General features: G+C 66.2%; 16 protein-coding genes. 9 read left to right on the top strand and 7 right to left on the bottom strand.

The features are described 5' to 3' along the window. The first annotated feature begins 14 nt into the window (after positions 1 to 14). The 6 genes from U5914_RS02685 to U5914_RS02660 all read left to right on the top strand — a co-directional run bounded on the left by U5914_RS02685 (position 15) and on the right by U5914_RS02660 (position 7,244). Positions 15 to 1,154: an alpha-1 4-glucan-protein synthase gene (locus tag U5914_RS02685; protein ID WP_336133964.1), complete on the top strand. Its 1,140-nt coding sequence runs from the start codon at positions 15 to 17 to the stop codon at positions 1,152 to 1,154. Positions 1,155 to 1,267: 113 nt separating this feature from the next. Then, positions 1,268 to 2,293: a lysylphosphatidylglycerol synthase transmembrane domain-containing protein gene (locus U5914_RS02680; RefSeq protein WP_336133962.1), complete on the top strand. Its 1,026-nt coding sequence runs from the start codon at positions 1,268 to 1,270 to the stop codon at positions 2,291 to 2,293. A 109-nt stretch (positions 2,294 to 2,402) separates the two neighbouring features. Continuing rightward, positions 2,403 to 3,974: a spermidine synthase gene (locus U5914_RS02675; protein WP_336133960.1), complete on the top strand. Its 1,572-nt coding sequence runs from the start codon at positions 2,403 to 2,405 to the stop codon at positions 3,972 to 3,974. Between the two features lie 107 nt (positions 3,975 to 4,081). Continuing rightward, complete coding sequence (locus U5914_RS02670; RefSeq protein WP_336133959.1) at positions 4,082 to 5,428, top strand: hemolysin family protein; 1,347 nt, start codon at positions 4,082 to 4,084, stop codon at positions 5,426 to 5,428. 74 nt (positions 5,429 to 5,502) lie between these two features. Then, entirely contained in the window at positions 5,503 to 6,843 is a 1,341-nt protein-coding gene (locus U5914_RS02665) for a cytochrome P450 (protein ID WP_336133957.1), read from the top strand. A 53-nt stretch (positions 6,844 to 6,896) separates the two neighbouring features. Beyond that, a complete protein-coding gene (locus tag U5914_RS02660) occupies positions 6,897 to 7,244 on the top strand; it encodes a hypothetical protein (RefSeq protein ID WP_336133955.1) in 348 nt (115 codons plus the stop codon). Positions 7,245 to 7,277: 33 nt separating this feature from the next. Here the strand turns inward: U5914_RS02660 and U5914_RS02655 are convergent, their stop codons facing one another. Next, the gene (locus U5914_RS02655; RefSeq protein WP_336133954.1) at positions 7,278 to 7,811 is read right to left on the bottom strand and encodes a P-loop nucleotide/nucleoside kinase family protein; all 534 of its coding nucleotides are present in this window, start codon (positions 7,809 to 7,811) and stop codon (positions 7,278 to 7,280) included. A 93-nt stretch (positions 7,812 to 7,904) separates the two neighbouring features. On the opposite strand from U5914_RS02655, the gene U5914_RS02650 reads away from it, so the two are divergent. Both U5914_RS02650 and U5914_RS02645 read left to right on the top strand, forming a co-directional pair. Continuing rightward, positions 7,905 to 8,027 carry a hypothetical protein gene (locus U5914_RS02650; RefSeq protein WP_336133953.1) on the top strand — a complete coding sequence of 41 codons (123 nt, stop codon included), beginning with the start codon at positions 7,905 to 7,907 and terminating at the stop codon, positions 8,025 to 8,027. A gap of 128 nt (positions 8,028 to 8,155) precedes the next feature. Continuing rightward, on the top strand, positions 8,156 to 9,349 hold the full coding sequence (locus tag U5914_RS02645) for a redox-regulated ATPase YchF (protein WP_336133951.1): 1,194 nt from the start codon (positions 8,156 to 8,158) through the stop codon (positions 9,347 to 9,349). A 32-nt stretch (positions 9,350 to 9,381) separates the two neighbouring features. Here U5914_RS02645 and U5914_RS02640 read toward each other — a convergent pair whose 3' ends face one another. Next, entirely contained in the window at positions 9,382 to 9,672 is a 291-nt protein-coding gene (locus U5914_RS02640) for a DUF7521 family protein (protein WP_336133950.1), read from the bottom strand. A 33-nt stretch (positions 9,673 to 9,705) separates the two neighbouring features. Beyond that, complete coding sequence (locus U5914_RS02635) at positions 9,706 to 10,056, bottom strand: ArsR/SmtB family transcription factor (protein ID WP_336133949.1); 351 nt, start codon at positions 10,054 to 10,056, stop codon at positions 9,706 to 9,708. A 143-nt stretch (positions 10,057 to 10,199) separates the two neighbouring features. On the opposite strand from U5914_RS02635, the gene U5914_RS02630 reads away from it, so the two are divergent. Continuing rightward, on the top strand, positions 10,200 to 10,631 hold the full coding sequence (locus U5914_RS02630; protein WP_336133948.1) for a universal stress protein: 432 nt from the start codon (positions 10,200 to 10,202) through the stop codon (positions 10,629 to 10,631). Positions 10,632 to 10,934: 303 nt separating this feature from the next. Here U5914_RS02630 and U5914_RS02625 read toward each other — a convergent pair whose 3' ends face one another. The 4 genes from U5914_RS02625 to U5914_RS02610 form a co-directional block, all read right to left on the bottom strand. Then, on the bottom strand, positions 10,935 to 11,639 hold the full coding sequence (locus U5914_RS02625) for a fumarylacetoacetate hydrolase family protein (protein WP_336133947.1): 705 nt from the start codon (positions 11,637 to 11,639) through the stop codon (positions 10,935 to 10,937). A gap of 35 nt (positions 11,640 to 11,674) precedes the next feature. Beyond that, entirely contained in the window at positions 11,675 to 12,916 is a 1,242-nt protein-coding gene (locus tag U5914_RS02620; RefSeq protein ID WP_336133945.1) for a PAS domain S-box protein, read from the bottom strand. A gap of 83 nt (positions 12,917 to 12,999) precedes the next feature. Then, positions 13,000 to 13,917 (bottom strand): diacylglycerol/lipid kinase family protein, encoded by a 918-nt coding sequence (locus U5914_RS02615; protein ID WP_336133944.1) that lies wholly within the window; start codon positions 13,915 to 13,917, stop codon positions 13,000 to 13,002. Further along, positions 13,914 to 15,488, bottom strand: a complete 1,575-nt coding sequence (locus U5914_RS02610; protein ID WP_336133942.1) for an MmgE/PrpD family protein — start codon at positions 15,486 to 15,488, stop codon at positions 13,914 to 13,916. The genes U5914_RS02615 and U5914_RS02610 overlap by 4 nt, the downstream gene beginning before the upstream one ends. Between the last annotated feature and the right edge of the window lie 75 nt (positions 15,489 to 15,563).

Below are 15,563 nucleotides of genomic sequence, written 5' to 3'. Positions count from 1 at the left end.
ATCGGGATATCCACATGACCGAAGCAGACATCTGCGTCGTCGCACCGACGATACGGAACCCCGAGTTCTTCGAGGGTTACGTCGCCAACGCCCGCGAACACGGCTTCGATACCGACCGCCTGCACGCCGTTCTGGTGACGGAGGATTTCTGTGAGAAAGCCGAGATGCGGGAGATGCTCGACGACTTGGGCGTCTCCGGCGAGGTCTTCGGCGGCAGCGAACGCGAGGCGTGGTACGACGAGGCCGGCATCGCCGAGTATTCGGACGTGGTGCCCGCCGCCAGCCACGCCGAGACGAGTTTCGGCCTCCTGTACATGTGGGCCCATCCCCAGTTCGAGTACGGTGTCTTCCTCGACGACGACACCCAACCACACGAGGACTTCGACTTCTTCGGCGACCACCTCGACCACCTCGGGTCGACGAAGACGGTCGAACACGTCGCCTCCGACGAGCAGTGGGTCAACGTCCTCTATCAGAACGTCGACCGACACGGGCTCTACCCCCGCGGCTATCCCTACTCGGCGATGGACGAGACCGTCGAGACGGCCGAACGGGAGACGAGCGAGATAGTCGCCTCACAGGGACTGTGGACGAACATTCCGGACCTCGATGCCGTCCGCATCCTCATGGACGGGAACCTGAAGGGGCAGGCACAGACCCTGACCCGAGCGGAGGACTTCACCCACAACTTCGCGGCCGCCGAGGACAACTACCTCACCGTCTGCTCGATGAACCTCGCCTTCAAACGGGAGGTCATCCCCGCGTTCTACCAGTTCCCCATGGACGACAACGAGTGGGACATCGGGCGGTTCGACGACATCTGGTCGGGGCTGACCCTCAAGAAGGCCGCCGACATGCTGGACAAATCGGTCATCAACGGCTTCCCGCTGTGTGTCCACAACAAGGCCGAGCGGAGCACCTTCGACGACCTGAACAACGAGGTGCCGGCCCTCGAACTCAACGAGCACTTCTGGGAAGCACTCGAAGACGCGCCCGACGAGGCGGACGACTACGTCGAGGCCTACGAGGGGATGATCGCCGCCGTCGAGGCCTACGACTTCTCGGCGTACGCCAACCACGAGTTCATCGACTTCACCGTCGAGAAGATGCGCCGGTGGCTCGAGGCGATTCGAGCCCTCGAGGCCGAGGCCTGAGCGGGATTCCGGGGCCTGACCGACCGAACGCGAACGCGAAGGCTTTTGCTTCGAACGGCCGCACCGTGCGGTGTATCGTGTAGCGTGGGGACGGCGGCGGACCGCAACCGGACATGAGATTACCAATAGATATCGGTCGAAACGAGCTGCTGTGGTTCGGAGTCACGGGGCTGCTGTTCCTGATTCTTCTCTATTTCGCCGACGTCAGCCAGTTCCTCGACTCGCTTCGGCGGGCCGACCCCCGGCCCTTTGCCGTCGCGGTCGCCGTCGGCTTCTCGTCGCTGCTGGTGTGGGCGTGGGTCTGGCATCGCTTCTTCGGGGAGATGGGTATCCCCTCGACCCGTTCGCGGACCGTCCGGATGTTCCTGACGGGCCATTTCCTCAACTCCATTACCCCTCTCGGCCAGTTCGGCGGCGAACCAATCATGGCCTACATCGTCTCGGACAACACCGGGACGGACTACGAACGGGCGCTGGCGTGTGTCATCTCCGCCGACATCCTCAATGCCGCCCCGTTTTTCACCTTCACCCTCGGCGGGGTCGTCTACCTGTCTGTGTTCGGCTCGCTGACCGGCCTGCTGGTCGAGGTCGGCGCGCTGTCGGTCGTCCTGCTGGTCGTCGGCGGAACGGTTGCGTACCTGCTGTGGTCGGACGACGACACCCTCAGGTCGGCGGCGACCCGCCTTTTGAACGGCCTCGAACGCCGCCTCGGCCGGGCCGAGGCCCTCTTCGAGTCGCTCCACGACCGGGTGACGACCATCGAGGGGGCCTTTCAGGAGGCCGGCAACGACCCCGTCTTCCTGTTGAAGACCGCCGCCGTCTCCCATCTCGCCATCGTGGCACAGATCGTCTCGCTGTACTTCGTCTTTCGGTCGCTCGGCCTCGAACCGGAGTTCGTCCCGCTGTATTTCATCGTCAACCTCTCGGTCATCGCGACGATTTCGCCCACCCCCGGCGGTTCGGGGACCTACGAGGCGGCCTTCTCGGCGCTCGTGACCTTCTTTTTCTCCGTGGAGTTCGCGACGGCGCTGACCGCCGCGGTGCTCTTCCGACTCACGACCTACTGGCCGGGCATCCTCGTCGGATACCCGTCCCTTCTGACGCTAAAACGGCTGGACTCCGACAGCATCACCGAGTGAGTGTGGTCGGAGTCGAGACCGAGTATCGGGCGCGTCCGCCCGGTCTCGAACGGGGCGTCGCGTGCCTCCTCACCAAGGTTTATCCCCGAAAAGTGGCACCGATTAAGGTATGGCCGCGTTCCGACGCCTGCGACTCGGGCAACTGACGGCCCCCGAGGCCGCGGTGTTCGTCTCCGGGGTGGCGAGCATGGGACTGGAGATACTGGCGGGCCGCATCGTCGCCCCGCAGTTCGGCAGCAGCATCTACACGTGGGGCAGCATCATCGGCGTCTTCCTCGCGGCGCTGAGCCTCGGCTATCATTACGGCGGCAAGCGGGCCGCCCACCGGGCCAGCCTCCAGCGCCTCTCGTGGCTCTTCCTCGGGACCGCCGCCTACGTCGCCCTCCTGATATTCGCGAGCGACCTGCTGTTGGCGTCGACGGCGACGCTGCCGTTGCCGAGTCGGTTCGCCTCCCTGCCCGCCATCACGCTGCTGTTCGGCCCGCCGACGTACCTGCTGGGCTTCGTCAGCCCCTACGCTGCCGAACTCTCCGGCACGGAGGCCGTCGGCGAGGCCTCGGGCCGGGTGTACGCCCTCGGGACGGTCGGCAGCATCATCGGCGCCTTCGGCACGACGTTCTTCCTGATTCCCGCCTTCGGCGTCGAGGTCATCGGCTTCCTGTTCGGGGTGCTGCTGGTCGTGACGGCCGTCTCGATGACGCTGCCCTCCATCGACCGCGACCCGCTGTTCGCCACCATCGGCGTCACCGTCCTGCTCGTGGCGGCCGTCGGCAGCGGCGCTATCGGCTTTTCGACCGGCGGCAACGTCGTCTATCAGACCCAGACGCCGTATCAGGAACTCGAAGTCGCCGATTCGGGCGATACCCGGACGCTGTATCTCGACGGCCAGCGCCACAGCGCGATGAACCTGAACGACCCCGACCGCTACGTCTTCGAGTACACCCGGTATTTCCACATGCCGTACCTGTTCGCCGAGGACCCCGACGACATCGACCGCGTACTCTTCGTCGGCGGTGGCGGATTCAGCGGCCCCAAGCGGTTCGCCTCCGAGTACAACGCGACCATCGACGTGGTCGAGATAGACCCCATGGTCATCGACACCGCAAAGGAGTACTTCGACGTCGAGGAGTCCGACCAACTCAACATCCACAACGCCGACGGCCGGCAGTTCCTCCGGGAAACGAACCACACCTACGACCTCATCGTGTTGGACGCCTACAAGAAGGACAAGGTGCCCTTCCAGTTGACGACCGTCGAGTTCATGCAACTGACGAACGACCGCCTCTCGGAGGACGGCATCCTCTTTGCCAACATCATCTCGGCGCCGAACGGCCCCGCATCGGAGTTCTATCGGGCCGAATACCGAACGATGCAGCAGGTGTATCCGCAGGTCTACGGCTTCCCGACCGCCGGCCCCGGCGTCGTCCAGAACATCGAGGTCGTCGCGACGAAGAACGACGCCCTCATCTCGGAGAGCGAACTCCACGACCGCAACGCCGAGCGGGATATCGGTATCGACCTCTCCGACGAAATCGGGAACTACGACCGGGAGCATCCGGGCGAGGACGTACCGATACTCCGCGACGACCACGCGCCGGTCGACGCGCTCATGGACCCGATGGTCGGCCAGCGGTACGTCATCGAACAGGTCTCGGACAACGAGACGACTCCGGCCGATTGAGCGGTCGGTGTTCCGCCCCGCCCATTCGGCCAACGTTTTCATGACGGGGCGAGAAGGGCCGGTATGACAACGACTCGTTGGACCGCCGACAGTGCGGGTGAGAGAGAGTGGTAGACCTCGCGTTCTCGGCCGGTCGGCTCTTCATAGCGCTATTCCTCGTAGCTTTGAACGGCTTTTTCGTCGCCTCGGAGTTCGCCTTCGTCCGCGTTCGTTCGACGTCGGTCGAGCAACTCCTTGCGGAGGGGAAGGCGGGTGCCGAGACGCTGGATGAGGTGATGTCGAACCTCGACGACTATCTGGCGGTTACCCAACTCGGTATCACGCTCGCATCGCTCGGACTGGGGTGGGCCGGCGAACCCGCCGTCGCGTCGCTCATCGAACCCGTACTGGGGACGCTTCTACCGCCGTCGATCCTCCATCTGGTGGCCTTCGCCATCGCGTTCTCCTTCATCACGTTCCTCCACGTCGTCTTCGGTGAACTCGCGCCGAAGACCATCGCCATCGCCGACGCCGAACGCGTCTCGCTTTTCGTCGCGCCACCGATGCGGTTCTGCTATTTCCTCTTTTATCCGGCTCTCATCGTCTTCAACGGGACGGCCAACGCCTTCACGCGGATGCTCGGCGTGCCGCCGGCCTCCGAGACCGACGAGACGCTCGAAGAACGCGAGATACGGCGCGTGCTGGCACGCGCCGGCGAGGCGGGCAACGTCGCCGACGCGGAAGTCGAGATGATAGAGCGGGTCTTCGCCCTCGACGACACCACCGTCCGGGAGGTCATGGTCCCGCGGCCGGACGTGGCGACCATCCCCGAAGACGCCTCGCTGCCGGAGATTCGCGCTATCGTCCGCGAAACGGGCCACACCCGATATCCGGTCATCGACGCCGACGAGCAGGTCGTCGGCTTCGTCGACGTCAAGGACGTCCTCGAGGCGGTCGAGGACGACGAGGCGGCCACCGCGGGGGGACTCGCCCACGAGGTGCTGGTCGTCCCGGAGACGGTCCCCATCGACGAACTCCTGTTGCAGTTCCGAAGCGAGAGCCAGCAGATGGCCGCCATCATCGACGAGTGGGGCTCCTTCGAGGGCATCGCGACCGTCGAGGACATCGTCGAGGTCGTGGTCGGCGACCTCCGCGACGAGTTCGACACCGAAATCAGCGAACCGTCCATCCGCCAGCAGGCCGACGGCACCTACGAGATGGACGGCGGCGTGCCCCTGTGGGCCGCCAGCGACGCCCTCGGGGTCGAACTCGAGAGTTCGGACTACGAGACGGTCGGCGGACTGGTACTCGAGGAACTCGACCGTGCACCGGAACCCGGCGACAGCATCGAGGTCGACGGCCACGTCATCGAGGTCGAGAGCGTCGACGGGTCCCGAATCGCGATGCTGCTGGTCCGGGAGGTCGACGGCGGTGAGGACGTGGACGACGCCGAACCCGGCGACGCTGAACCGTAGCCTCGCCGAGTCGGTTTCCGGAAACCCACGTGGGGCGACGAAACCGCCAAGCGTCGGGAGACATAGTGTATCACATGTCACAGCGACTGGCGCCGCCGCCCGAGGCCGGCTTTCTGAACGCCCTCCGGTTCGGCACCGAGACGTTCCGCTTTCTGGAGGGGATACAGGCCCGCTTCGAGGACGGCACCTCGATTCCGGTCCCCGGGAAGGGGTCGCTCGTGCTCCTGACGAACCCCGAACTCGCCAGAGACGCCCTCGAACGGCCCGAGGACTTTCCCCGCGTCGAGGCGCTGGATTCGGCGGCCATGATAGCCGAGAACGGCCTCGTCCAAAGCGAGGGCGCGCTGTGGCGCCAGCAACGGTCGATAATGGGGCCGGCCTTCGGCGGCCAGCAGGTCAACGCCTACGCCGACACCACCGGCGAGCGCGTCGAGGCCCTCGCCGAGCGGTGGGCCGAGGCCGGGCCGCAGGAACTGAACCTCCATCGGGCGGCCACCTCGCTGACCGTTCGGGTCGCCTCAGAGATTCTCCTCGGGACGGACATCGGAAAGGAGCGAGCCGACACCTTCCACGAGTGGATGCGCGCGGCCGGCGAGGAGTTCGAGTTCGGCCCCGAGGTCGCCATGCCCGACTGGGTGCCGACCCGCACGTCCCCCGAGTTCCGCGAGGCGGCCGACGGGATTCGCGGCCTCGCCGAGGACCTCATCGAGCGTCGGCGCGCGGCCCTCGAAACTGGCGACGGCGGGATGGACATGCTGACGCTGCTGCTGGAGGCCGAAGACGACCCCGAGGTCGACTACCCCGAAAACCAGATACGCGACGAGGTGGCGACTTTCCTCATCGCCGGCCACGAGACGACGGCGCTGAGTCTCACCTACACGCTCGCCTTGCTGTCGTGGAACCCCGAGGCCCGACAGCGGGTCCGCGAGGAAGCCGAGGCCGCACTCGGCGACCGGGAGGGACCGCCCAGCCACGAGCACCTCGCCGACCTTCCCTACACCAAGCGCGCCTACCGGGAGGCGCTCCGCCTGTATCCGCCGGCGTGGGCGGTCTTCCGACGTACGGAGGGCCCGGTCGACCTCGGTGCCTACCGCATCGAGGGCGATTCGGGCGTCATCGTTCCGCTGTGGTCCATCCACCGCGACGACCGATATTTCGACGAGCCAGAGCGGTTCGACCCCGACCGCTGGGAGCGACGGAACCCCAACGACGTCGAGGCGTACTTTCCCTTCTCGACCGGGCCACACGCCTGCATCGGGCAGGGATTCGCGCTGGCCGGCGCGACGCTCACGCTGGCGCGACTGGTCCGGGACTTCGATATCGAGGTCGCCGAAACCGAACTGGATTCCCTGCGGGTGACGCCGACGCTGCGGCCGACCGATGGCGTGACCGCGACGATACGGCCCATCGACTGACGCGCTTCGATCCGACTGCAACTTTTAAGCGGCTGGTTCGGAAGGTAGAGTCAATGGCGCAGTCAGCAGCGCGAACACCCGGTCCCGACGAGTGTTACTGTACGAGCTGTGGTAGCATCATCAAGGAAAAGGCCGAACTCTGTCCGGACTGCGGCGTCCGACAGTCCTCGGCGTCGGCCGACGGCGAGAACACCACCGCGTATCTGGTGTTCGGACTCCTCTCCGGCGTCCTCTCCCTCTTCCTTTTCACCATCGTGTTCGCCCCCGTCGCCATCTTCTGTGGCTACAAACTCTACGAGAACGACAGCACCGTCGCCGGGGCCGTGGTGGCTGGATTGGGCGGTATCGGCCTCCTCGTCATGTTCCTGACCGTGCTGTTGTCGGCGTTGGCCTTCGTCTGAACTCCGTCCGCAATCGGTTCTCGTCGCGCCCGCTCAGAACGCGGCTTCGACCTGCTGGGCGGTTTCGGATTCGTTGCCGGAGTTGTCGATGCGCTCGTGGTCCATCTCGATGGGCTCGAAGCGGTCCTTGAACTGGAGGTGAATCTCGAAGTCGGCGTCGCTGATGTCGTCGCGGGCGGCGATGCGGCGTTCGACCACGTCGGTATCGCAGTCGACGTAGACGAGGCGGAATCCAGCGCCGACGTCTTCGGCGAGGTCGCGGGCCTCGTGGCGCCGCCTGCGGGTCTTGAAGGTCGCATCGAGGACGACGGGGTCGCCGGACGCGAGGCGTTCGCGGGCACGGGCGAGGAGTTCGTCGTAGACCGCGGCGCTTTCCTCGCTGGTGTATTCGGGATTTTCGAAGAGTTCCTTCCGAACCACGTCCGTCCGGAGGACGTCGGCGTCCAGTCGGTCCGCGACGGCGCGGGCGACGGTGGATTTGCCGACGCCGGGAAGCCCACAGACGACGACCAACTCAGGACCCCCGGAATCGGCGGTTCCCCCCGCCGACTGACCTGTTCGTGACATTCAGACGAATGCACTGGTGTCCGAACCAAGAGCGTTTCCCTCTCCCTCGGCGGTGACACAACGCTTTTTCCTGCCGCAGGCGTCGGCCGTGGTATGAAGGATTACATCATCGAGGAAGAAGAGCAACTCTCGCCGGTCGTCGTCATCACGACCGTACTGCTGGTGGCCGTCTTCGGTATCGGGTTCCTCTACCAGATCGTCTCTTTCGCGCTCTGAATCGGCGCATCCGGGAGATTCTACCGCGAGACGGTCGGCCGGCCTGTCCCGAAACACGCCGCCTGTCACCGAACCGCAGGGCCGGTTCCGATGGAAGCCCTCTTGAGTCTCAGCGGGATACCGGGCGTATGAGCTACACCGTCGGACTCGTCGGCAAGCCCTCTGTCGGCAAGTCCACCTTCTTCAATGCGGCGACGATGAACGACGTGCCGGAGGGCGCCTACCCCTTTACGACAATCGACCCCTCCGTCGGCGAGGCCTACGTTCGCGTCCCCTGTGCGGCCCCCGACTTCGACGAGACCTGCACGCCGGATACCGGCTTCTGCCGCGACGACGAGCGGTTCGTCCCCATCAAACTCGTCGACGTGGCCGGCCTGATTCCCGGCGCTCACGAGGGCGCCGGTCTTGGCAACCAGTTCCTCACCGATCTCAACGAGGCCGACGTGCTGGTCCACGTCGTCGACTTCTCCGGGCAGACCGACGCCGAGGGCGAACCCACCGAGGACCACGACCCCCGCGAGGACATCGACTTCCTCGAACACGAACTCGACATGTGGTATCTCGACATCCTCGAACGCGGCATCGAGCGCTACGAGGGCGCCTACAACGTCGAGGAGACGGACATCGAGACCGAACTCGCCGAGCAGATGACCGCCTTCCGGACCAACGAGGACGAGATCAAGCGCCTCATCCGTCGGGTCGGCCTCGGCTTCGACCCCGAGGAGTGGGACGAGGTCCACCGTGAGGAACTCGCCCGCGAGATTCGCAAGGAGACCAAACCCATCGTCATCGCGGCCAACAAGATGGACACCCGCGCGGCACAGGAGAACTACGCCGAAATCGTCGACGACCCCGACTACGACCACCTCACTATCGTCCCCGCCAGCGCCCACGCCGAGAAGGCGCTCAAAAGCGCCGACGAGAACGGCATCGTCGATTACACGCCGGGCGACGATAGCTTCGAGGTCGTCGGCGACGTCTCCGACGACCAGCAGGCCGGGCTCGACCAGATCGCCACGTTCGTCGAGGAATACGGCGGCACCGGCGTCCAAGGCGCCCTCGAGACCGCCTTCTTCGACGTCCTCGGCATGGTTGCGGTCTTCCCCGGTTCCTCTGGCGGCCTCGGCACCGCCGACGGGAAGATACTCCCCGATTGCTTTCTCCTGCCGGAAGGCTCGACCACCTCGGATTTCGCCTACCACATCCACTCGGACCTCGGCGACGGCCTCCTGCACGGCGTCGACTGCCGCGCCGAGCGACAGATAAGCAGCGACCACGAACTCTCCCACCGGGACGTCGTCGAACTCGTCACGACGAACTGATACGGACCGTTGGGAGGATTACCGGCGAGCGGTCAGCGATACAGCGAGACGTAGATCATCGCGAAGCCGACGATAAAGGGCACCGTCTCCGCGATCTGGAGATAGAGCAGTTCGCGGCCCAGATTTCCGGTGACGCCGACCTGCGTCGTGAGGTTCGTCACGGCGACGCCCATGCTGATGAAGGCGAAGCCGATGAAGGCGTACTGGAGGCGGTCGCTTCCGCGTTTCGAGTAGGCCTGAAAACTGATGAGCGTCAATCCGAGGGAGAGGCCGAAGAGAACCAGCCGCATCGAGATGAGTACGATTTGTACGACATCGACCATGTGCGGGGGAATCCGCGCGCCCCTATTAAATCCTCACTCGCCGCCGAGGTCGTCCCACAACTGCGTGAAGCGGTCCGGGAGGTTCTCCTTGCGGTAGATGCGAACGTCGTACTCGTCGTCTTCGAGGCGGATGACCGTGCTGTCGAAGTTGCACTCGTAGACCTTGTAGTGGTTGCCGTCCTCGGCGACGGCGGTCTGCTCGGTTACGAGGTTGTGGTCCTGAAGGAGTTCGAGTCGTCGATAGATGGTCGGCAGCGACAGGTCGCACGACTCGGCGAGCTCCTTGGCCGACCGAGGCTCACGGCTAATCGCGGCGAGCACGGTCCGCGCGTGCTGGTCGCCGATGGTGTCCAGAACGTCCTCGATACTTCGCTCGTCGCCCACACACGGAAGCGGGTTCGACGCCACAAAAGCGTTACTGCCGACGGCGAGGTTTCGGGCGACGGCACCGCTCCGGCCCCGTCGTGTTCCGGCGATACTTCCGGGTCTCCTCGCGTTACAAGTGGGTGGGCCACCGAGGGGAACGTATGTACGATTCAGTACTGCTGCCGACCGACGGCAGCGACAACGCTTCCGAAGCGCTCGAACACGCCATCGGCGCCGCCGAGGCCTACGACGCCGACCTGCACATCGCCTCCGTCATCGACCGCCGCGTCGTGTTGGCGGCCGAAAGCGAGGACAAAGACGAGGTACAGGCCGAACTGGCCGCCGACGCCGAAGACGCCGTCGCCGAACTCGCCGAACGGGCCGAGGACGCCGGCCTCGACGTCACCACCGCGACACCCGATGGCGTCCCCCACCGCGAAATCCTCTCCTACGCCGAGGAGGCGGGCATCGACCTGCTCGTGCTCGGCACCCACGGCCGGACCGGCCGCGAGAAACGGCTCAACCTCGGCAGCACGACCGAACGCGTCGTCAAAGCCACCGACCGCCCGCTGTTGGTCGTGGATATTAGCTAGCCACTTTTTGCACGCTCCGGCGGTTCGCCGCGCTGCGGCGGCGAACCCGCCTCCGCGGCAAAAACGTGGGGAAAATATGCGCGAGAGCCTCCAGCCGCGGCCCTGCGGGCCGCGTTAGTCGGCTCTCGCTACCGGACTTCGGGCGCCTCCGGCGCCCTCGTCCGGGGAACCGCCTCGGGGGCCTTCTTCGAAAGCCCCGCTCGGCGGATGCTGGTGAGGATTGACTGGTTCGCAGGCTGTTACTCCTTTTAAACGGGGTTTGCAGAACGAAGTAGCACCACTTGACGACGCTGTAGCCGCTTCTTACTCGACCGTGTTCCGCAGGGTCCCGATACCCTCGTAGTAGATCTCGATTTCGTCGCCCGGTTCGACGAGGCCGGGATTGGCGGGACTGCCGAAGGAGATGACGTCGCCCGGCTTGAACGTGAAGCGCTCCGAGAGGAACGAGATGACCTCTCGCGGCTTGATGAACATGTTCTCGGTGTTGTCCTCCTGCCGCAGTTCGCCGTTGATGTGAGTGGTCATGTCCAGTCCGACGGGGTCGATGTCGGCGATGACCGGCCCGAGGGGCCCCGATGAATCGAAGGCCTTGCGGGCGGTCCGGCGCTCCTGGTCGAGACAGTCGAGGTCGTTGAGGATGGTGTAGCCCTTGACGACGTCGTCGACCTCGTCTTCGGCCACGTTCTTGCATTCGGTGTCGATGACGGCGGCCAACTCGCCAGCGTAGGTCAGTTCCGTGGAGAAACTCGGATACGGAATCGGCGTCTCCGGCGCGTGCAGGGAGACGGGGGGTTTGATGAAGAAGTCCGGTTCCTCCGGAACCTCGTAATCCATCTGGTCGACCTTCTCGCCGAAGTTGCGACCGACACAGTAGAAGACCGACGGCTCACAGGGCGCCAGCAGGTCGTACTCCTCGGGTTCGTAGCTCCCGGCGTCGGTGTGGACGGTCCCGTCGTCGTACTCGCCTTCGAACACCCCGTTTGCGGTCTCGATGCGTGCGAACTTCATACGCGGGGCGGGGAGCGCCGGTCCCTTACGTGTTGTTATCCGACCGTGTCGATGGGTTCGACCTCGTCGATGGAGACGACGACGAGCGGCTTGGTCGATTCCTGCAGCGGTGCGGCGCTGACAGTCAGTCGGTAATCGCCGGTCGAAAACGAGACCTCACAATCGACGTCGCGGATGGCCCGCTTCGCGTTCGTGACCAACTCCCAGAGGTACTCGCCGTCACCGATGGTCTCGCCGTCCGAATCGCGGAACTCGATGGCGTCAGCCGACGGCGAGAGGCCGACGATGTCGGACTTGTGGGCGTCGAAGACCTCGGCGGCACGGTCGTTCGCACGGCGGATGACGCCCTCGCTGTCGAAGACGAGGACGGGCGTCGGCGTGACCTCCAGGACGCGGTCGGTGAGGTCACGCTCCCGGCGCAGGCGCGTTTCGGTTCGTTTGCGCTGGGTGACATCGCGGGTGTTGACGATGAACCCCCCGACGGCCGGGTCGTCGAGTCGGTTGACACCCGTCGTTTCGAGGTGGCGCCAGCCGCCCGTCTCGTGTTCGAACCGATATTCGACGGTCGGCCGATACTCGGGTTTCTCGAGACACCGCCGGAACTCGGTGACGATTCGTTCGCGGTCCGCCTCGTGGACGTACTCGAAGGCCGAGTCGCCGACCAGTTCACGCGGGGCGTGGCCGGTAATCCGCTCTATCGAGGGGCTGACGTATTCGAAGGTGCCCCCCTCGTCGAGCACGCCCGTGGCGGCCGGCGAGTGTTCGATGAGCGCGCGGAATCGGGCGCGCTCTCGCTCGATGGCGTCGGCCGCCCGTTGGCGGGTCTGCTGGGCCTTTTCGGTGGCCCGTCGCGCGTCGACGACGCTTTCGATGCGGTGGGCCAATCGCGTGAACCGCTCGGCGCCGCCGCTTTTCGTCAGATAATCGGTCACGCCGAGTTCGATGGCATCGCTGGCGACGTCCTCGGAGCCCTCGCCGGTATAGAGGATGAACGGTATCTCCCCGTCGAGGGCCCGCACCTGCCGGAGGAGTTCGAGCCCGTCTATCTCCGGCATCTCGTAATCCGAGACGATACAATCGTGTTCCAGCAGCGTCTCCCTGACGGCGGTCGGGTCCGTCACCGTCGTCACCGACAGTCGGTCGCTCGCGTCCTCGAGTCCCGCCGCCGTGAGTTCACAGAGCTCCTCGTAGTCGTCGACGTAGACGACCGAAATCACGTCGCTTCGTTCGGCGGCAGTCTCCACGTCGCCGTCCCTGTCGTCTCGCTCGGCAGCCATGGGGTATCCATTCCGCCGAATCATAAAAAGGAGCGCGTCGGTTTTCGAAATCCGAAAACGCTGGCCGCGGGTTGCGGAGGGCGTTATCGCCATCCCGTCGGATACGCGACCGAGAGGGCGTCGGGAACGACCGTCGCTGTCGCCCGCGATAGCGGCGTCGGGACCGCGGTTCCGTCCATCTCGACCGGCAGTCCCGCGTCCGACCGGAGGGTCGCTTGCTCGCCGGTCGCGTAGCTGACTGCCGGATGGTCGAGCAGGCGGCCCTGCCGTGCCAACAGCCCCAGTCGCAGCGACCCACCGAGGTCGGCAGGTTCGACGACGAGGGCGTGAAGCGTCCCGTCGCCCGGTCGCGATTCTGGGAGCAGGGCGAAATCGCTGCCGCGGTAGCGGCCGCCGCCGACGGCGACGAGGCGGGCCGGCCCGTCGTGAAGGGACTCGCCGTCCACATCGACCGACGCCTCGACGGGGTCGTCGACGAGGGCGGCACCCGCCGTCGCGAGGACGTACGCCACCGGGCCGGGAAGCATCCGAAGCCGCTCGGCGTGGTCCAGCGCGCTCCGGAACAATCCCGCCGTGAACCCGAGGACGAAGTAGGTCGGCTCGATTCCCGGTGTGGCCTCGATGCGGCCGACTTCGAGCGGTCGCCTATCGATGCCATCCGAAAGCCCTCGTGCGACCGCCTGCCAGTCGTCGTCGCCGTAGAGGTGCCGATACGAGGAGTTGCCCCGCCCTGCCGGCACGACGAAAAGCGGCGTGTCAGCGTCGGCTTCGACCAACGCCGCGGCGACCTCTCGGAGCGTGCCGTCGCCACCGATGGCGACGACGAGGTCGCCCCAGCGGGCCTGTTCGCGGGCCGCGACCGGAACGTCGTCCGGTCCCGTCGTGATGCGAGCATCGACCTCGGCGTCGGGAAAGCACGTCGAAAGCTCGGCGAACAGTTCCGCGGCGTTTCCCGACCCGGCGTGGGGGTTGACGACCGCGCCGACGCGGGCGGGTTTCATCCCGATTCCTCGCCGGGCAAGAGGCCGGACAGCGAGACGGGACTCGCCGCCTCGATACCGAGCAGGTCGTCGGTCTTCCGGCGGGCGGTCGGCCCGCCGTCACCGGCGGCTTCCAGCCCAGTCCGGCACTTCTTGCGGGCGACGGCGCGAATCTCCGAGAGTGGCTTGCCCGCGAAGCCGGCCGGATGCTCGACGGTCGCCTCGACGGTCCGGCCGTCGGTCGTCGTCACTTCGACGCGGGCGCCCATGCGCTTGTCCGCATCCGAGAGGTCGGTCGGGAGCGGGCGCTTGCGGACGAACCGAGCCAAGGTCGGGAGATGTCGCAGCGTCTGTTTCGGTCCGACAGTCTTCGCGGCGTAGGGGAGGACTGGCAGGCCGACGCGGCGGAGCATCGCCCCGACCGGCACCTCCGATTCCAGCGCGGCCATCGTGAACGACGACTCGTGGTGGAGCGAAACCCTGTCGGCGAGTTCCCAGACGGCCTCGTCGCCGACCCGCTCGCCGAGTTGCCGCGGCGTGTGTTCGCCGTCGGCCAGTGCCACCGCGACGTTGTAGGCGACGGTGAAGGTGAGCGTCGAGACGGCGCTTTCGGTGCGGTCGAGATACCGCGACGTGCGATTGTCGACTTCGGTGGCGAACAGCGACCCGTAGACGTCGACCCGCCCGACCTCCGAGCGGCCGCGCGGGAGCCGCCCACGAGCCTCTAGAGCGGCTTCGACCGGTGCCGTGACGTAGGCACACCCCGGAACCGCCTTGATGGTCACCGCGCGGGTGTGCCACCGCTCGCCGAACCCGTCGAGGAACTCCGGAAGCGGGAGGTCCGAGAACGAGTCGAGAAAGCCGTCCTCGCCCTCGACGAGATCCTGTCGGCCCGAGAGGTCGGCCCGCGCGGCGTCGACGGCCGCGATACCTGCGCGAATCGGCTCGCTCGCGGTCCAGACCTTCGCGTCGGAGCCGAGAAACGCCCCGTCGAGCGGCCACGGTGGCTGGAGGAGTGCCGTCCCGAGCGCGTCGGCGAGGGTGTCGGCGTCGTCGCCCTCGACGACTGCCCGCCCGACCGCGGCGGCGACGGCGTGGATGTACGCCGTCTGCTGGCCACGGAACGGGCCGATGGCGGCCGCCGAGGCGAGTCGTGCGGCCACCTCGTTGGCGGCGACCTGTGCGAGCAGGGCGCGGTTCCCGTCAGCGGCCGTCGCCTCGGCGTAGGCCAGCGGCACGAAGACGCTGCTGTGGCCGGTGTGGCCGCCGAGGACCGTATCGTCGAAATCCAGCGCCATCGAGAGCGCAGCGTTTCCGGCGGCCGCCTCGGCGGGTGCGGCCGTCTCGCCGCCGAGGAAGGTCGCCCCGTCGCCCGAGGTGTCGGTCGCCTCGGCGATTTTCGGCCCCAGCGGATGCGTCGTCGTCCAGATGGCCGCGCCGACGGTACTCGCGAGTTGAGACTTCGCCGCGTCCCGGACCGGACGCGGTACGTCGCCGTACTCCAGTTCCGTCGCCCACGTCGCTGCGCGTTCGAGAAAGGGACGCATCTCGTCGTCGCCGCCGACGAACGGGATGCGGTCGGAGAGGTTCATTGCCGAAGCCGTCGGCTGCCGGCGGCTTATACTGTTGGACGTAACTGTCCGAAATGATAGATGATTACGTCGGTT

It is taken from the genome of Natronomonas amylolytica, from assembly GCF_037031205.1.
GTDB lineage: Archaea > Halobacteriota > Halobacteria > Halobacteriales > Haloarculaceae > Natronomonas > Natronomonas amylolytica.
This window is presented reverse-complemented; position numbering and strand designations above follow the sequence as displayed.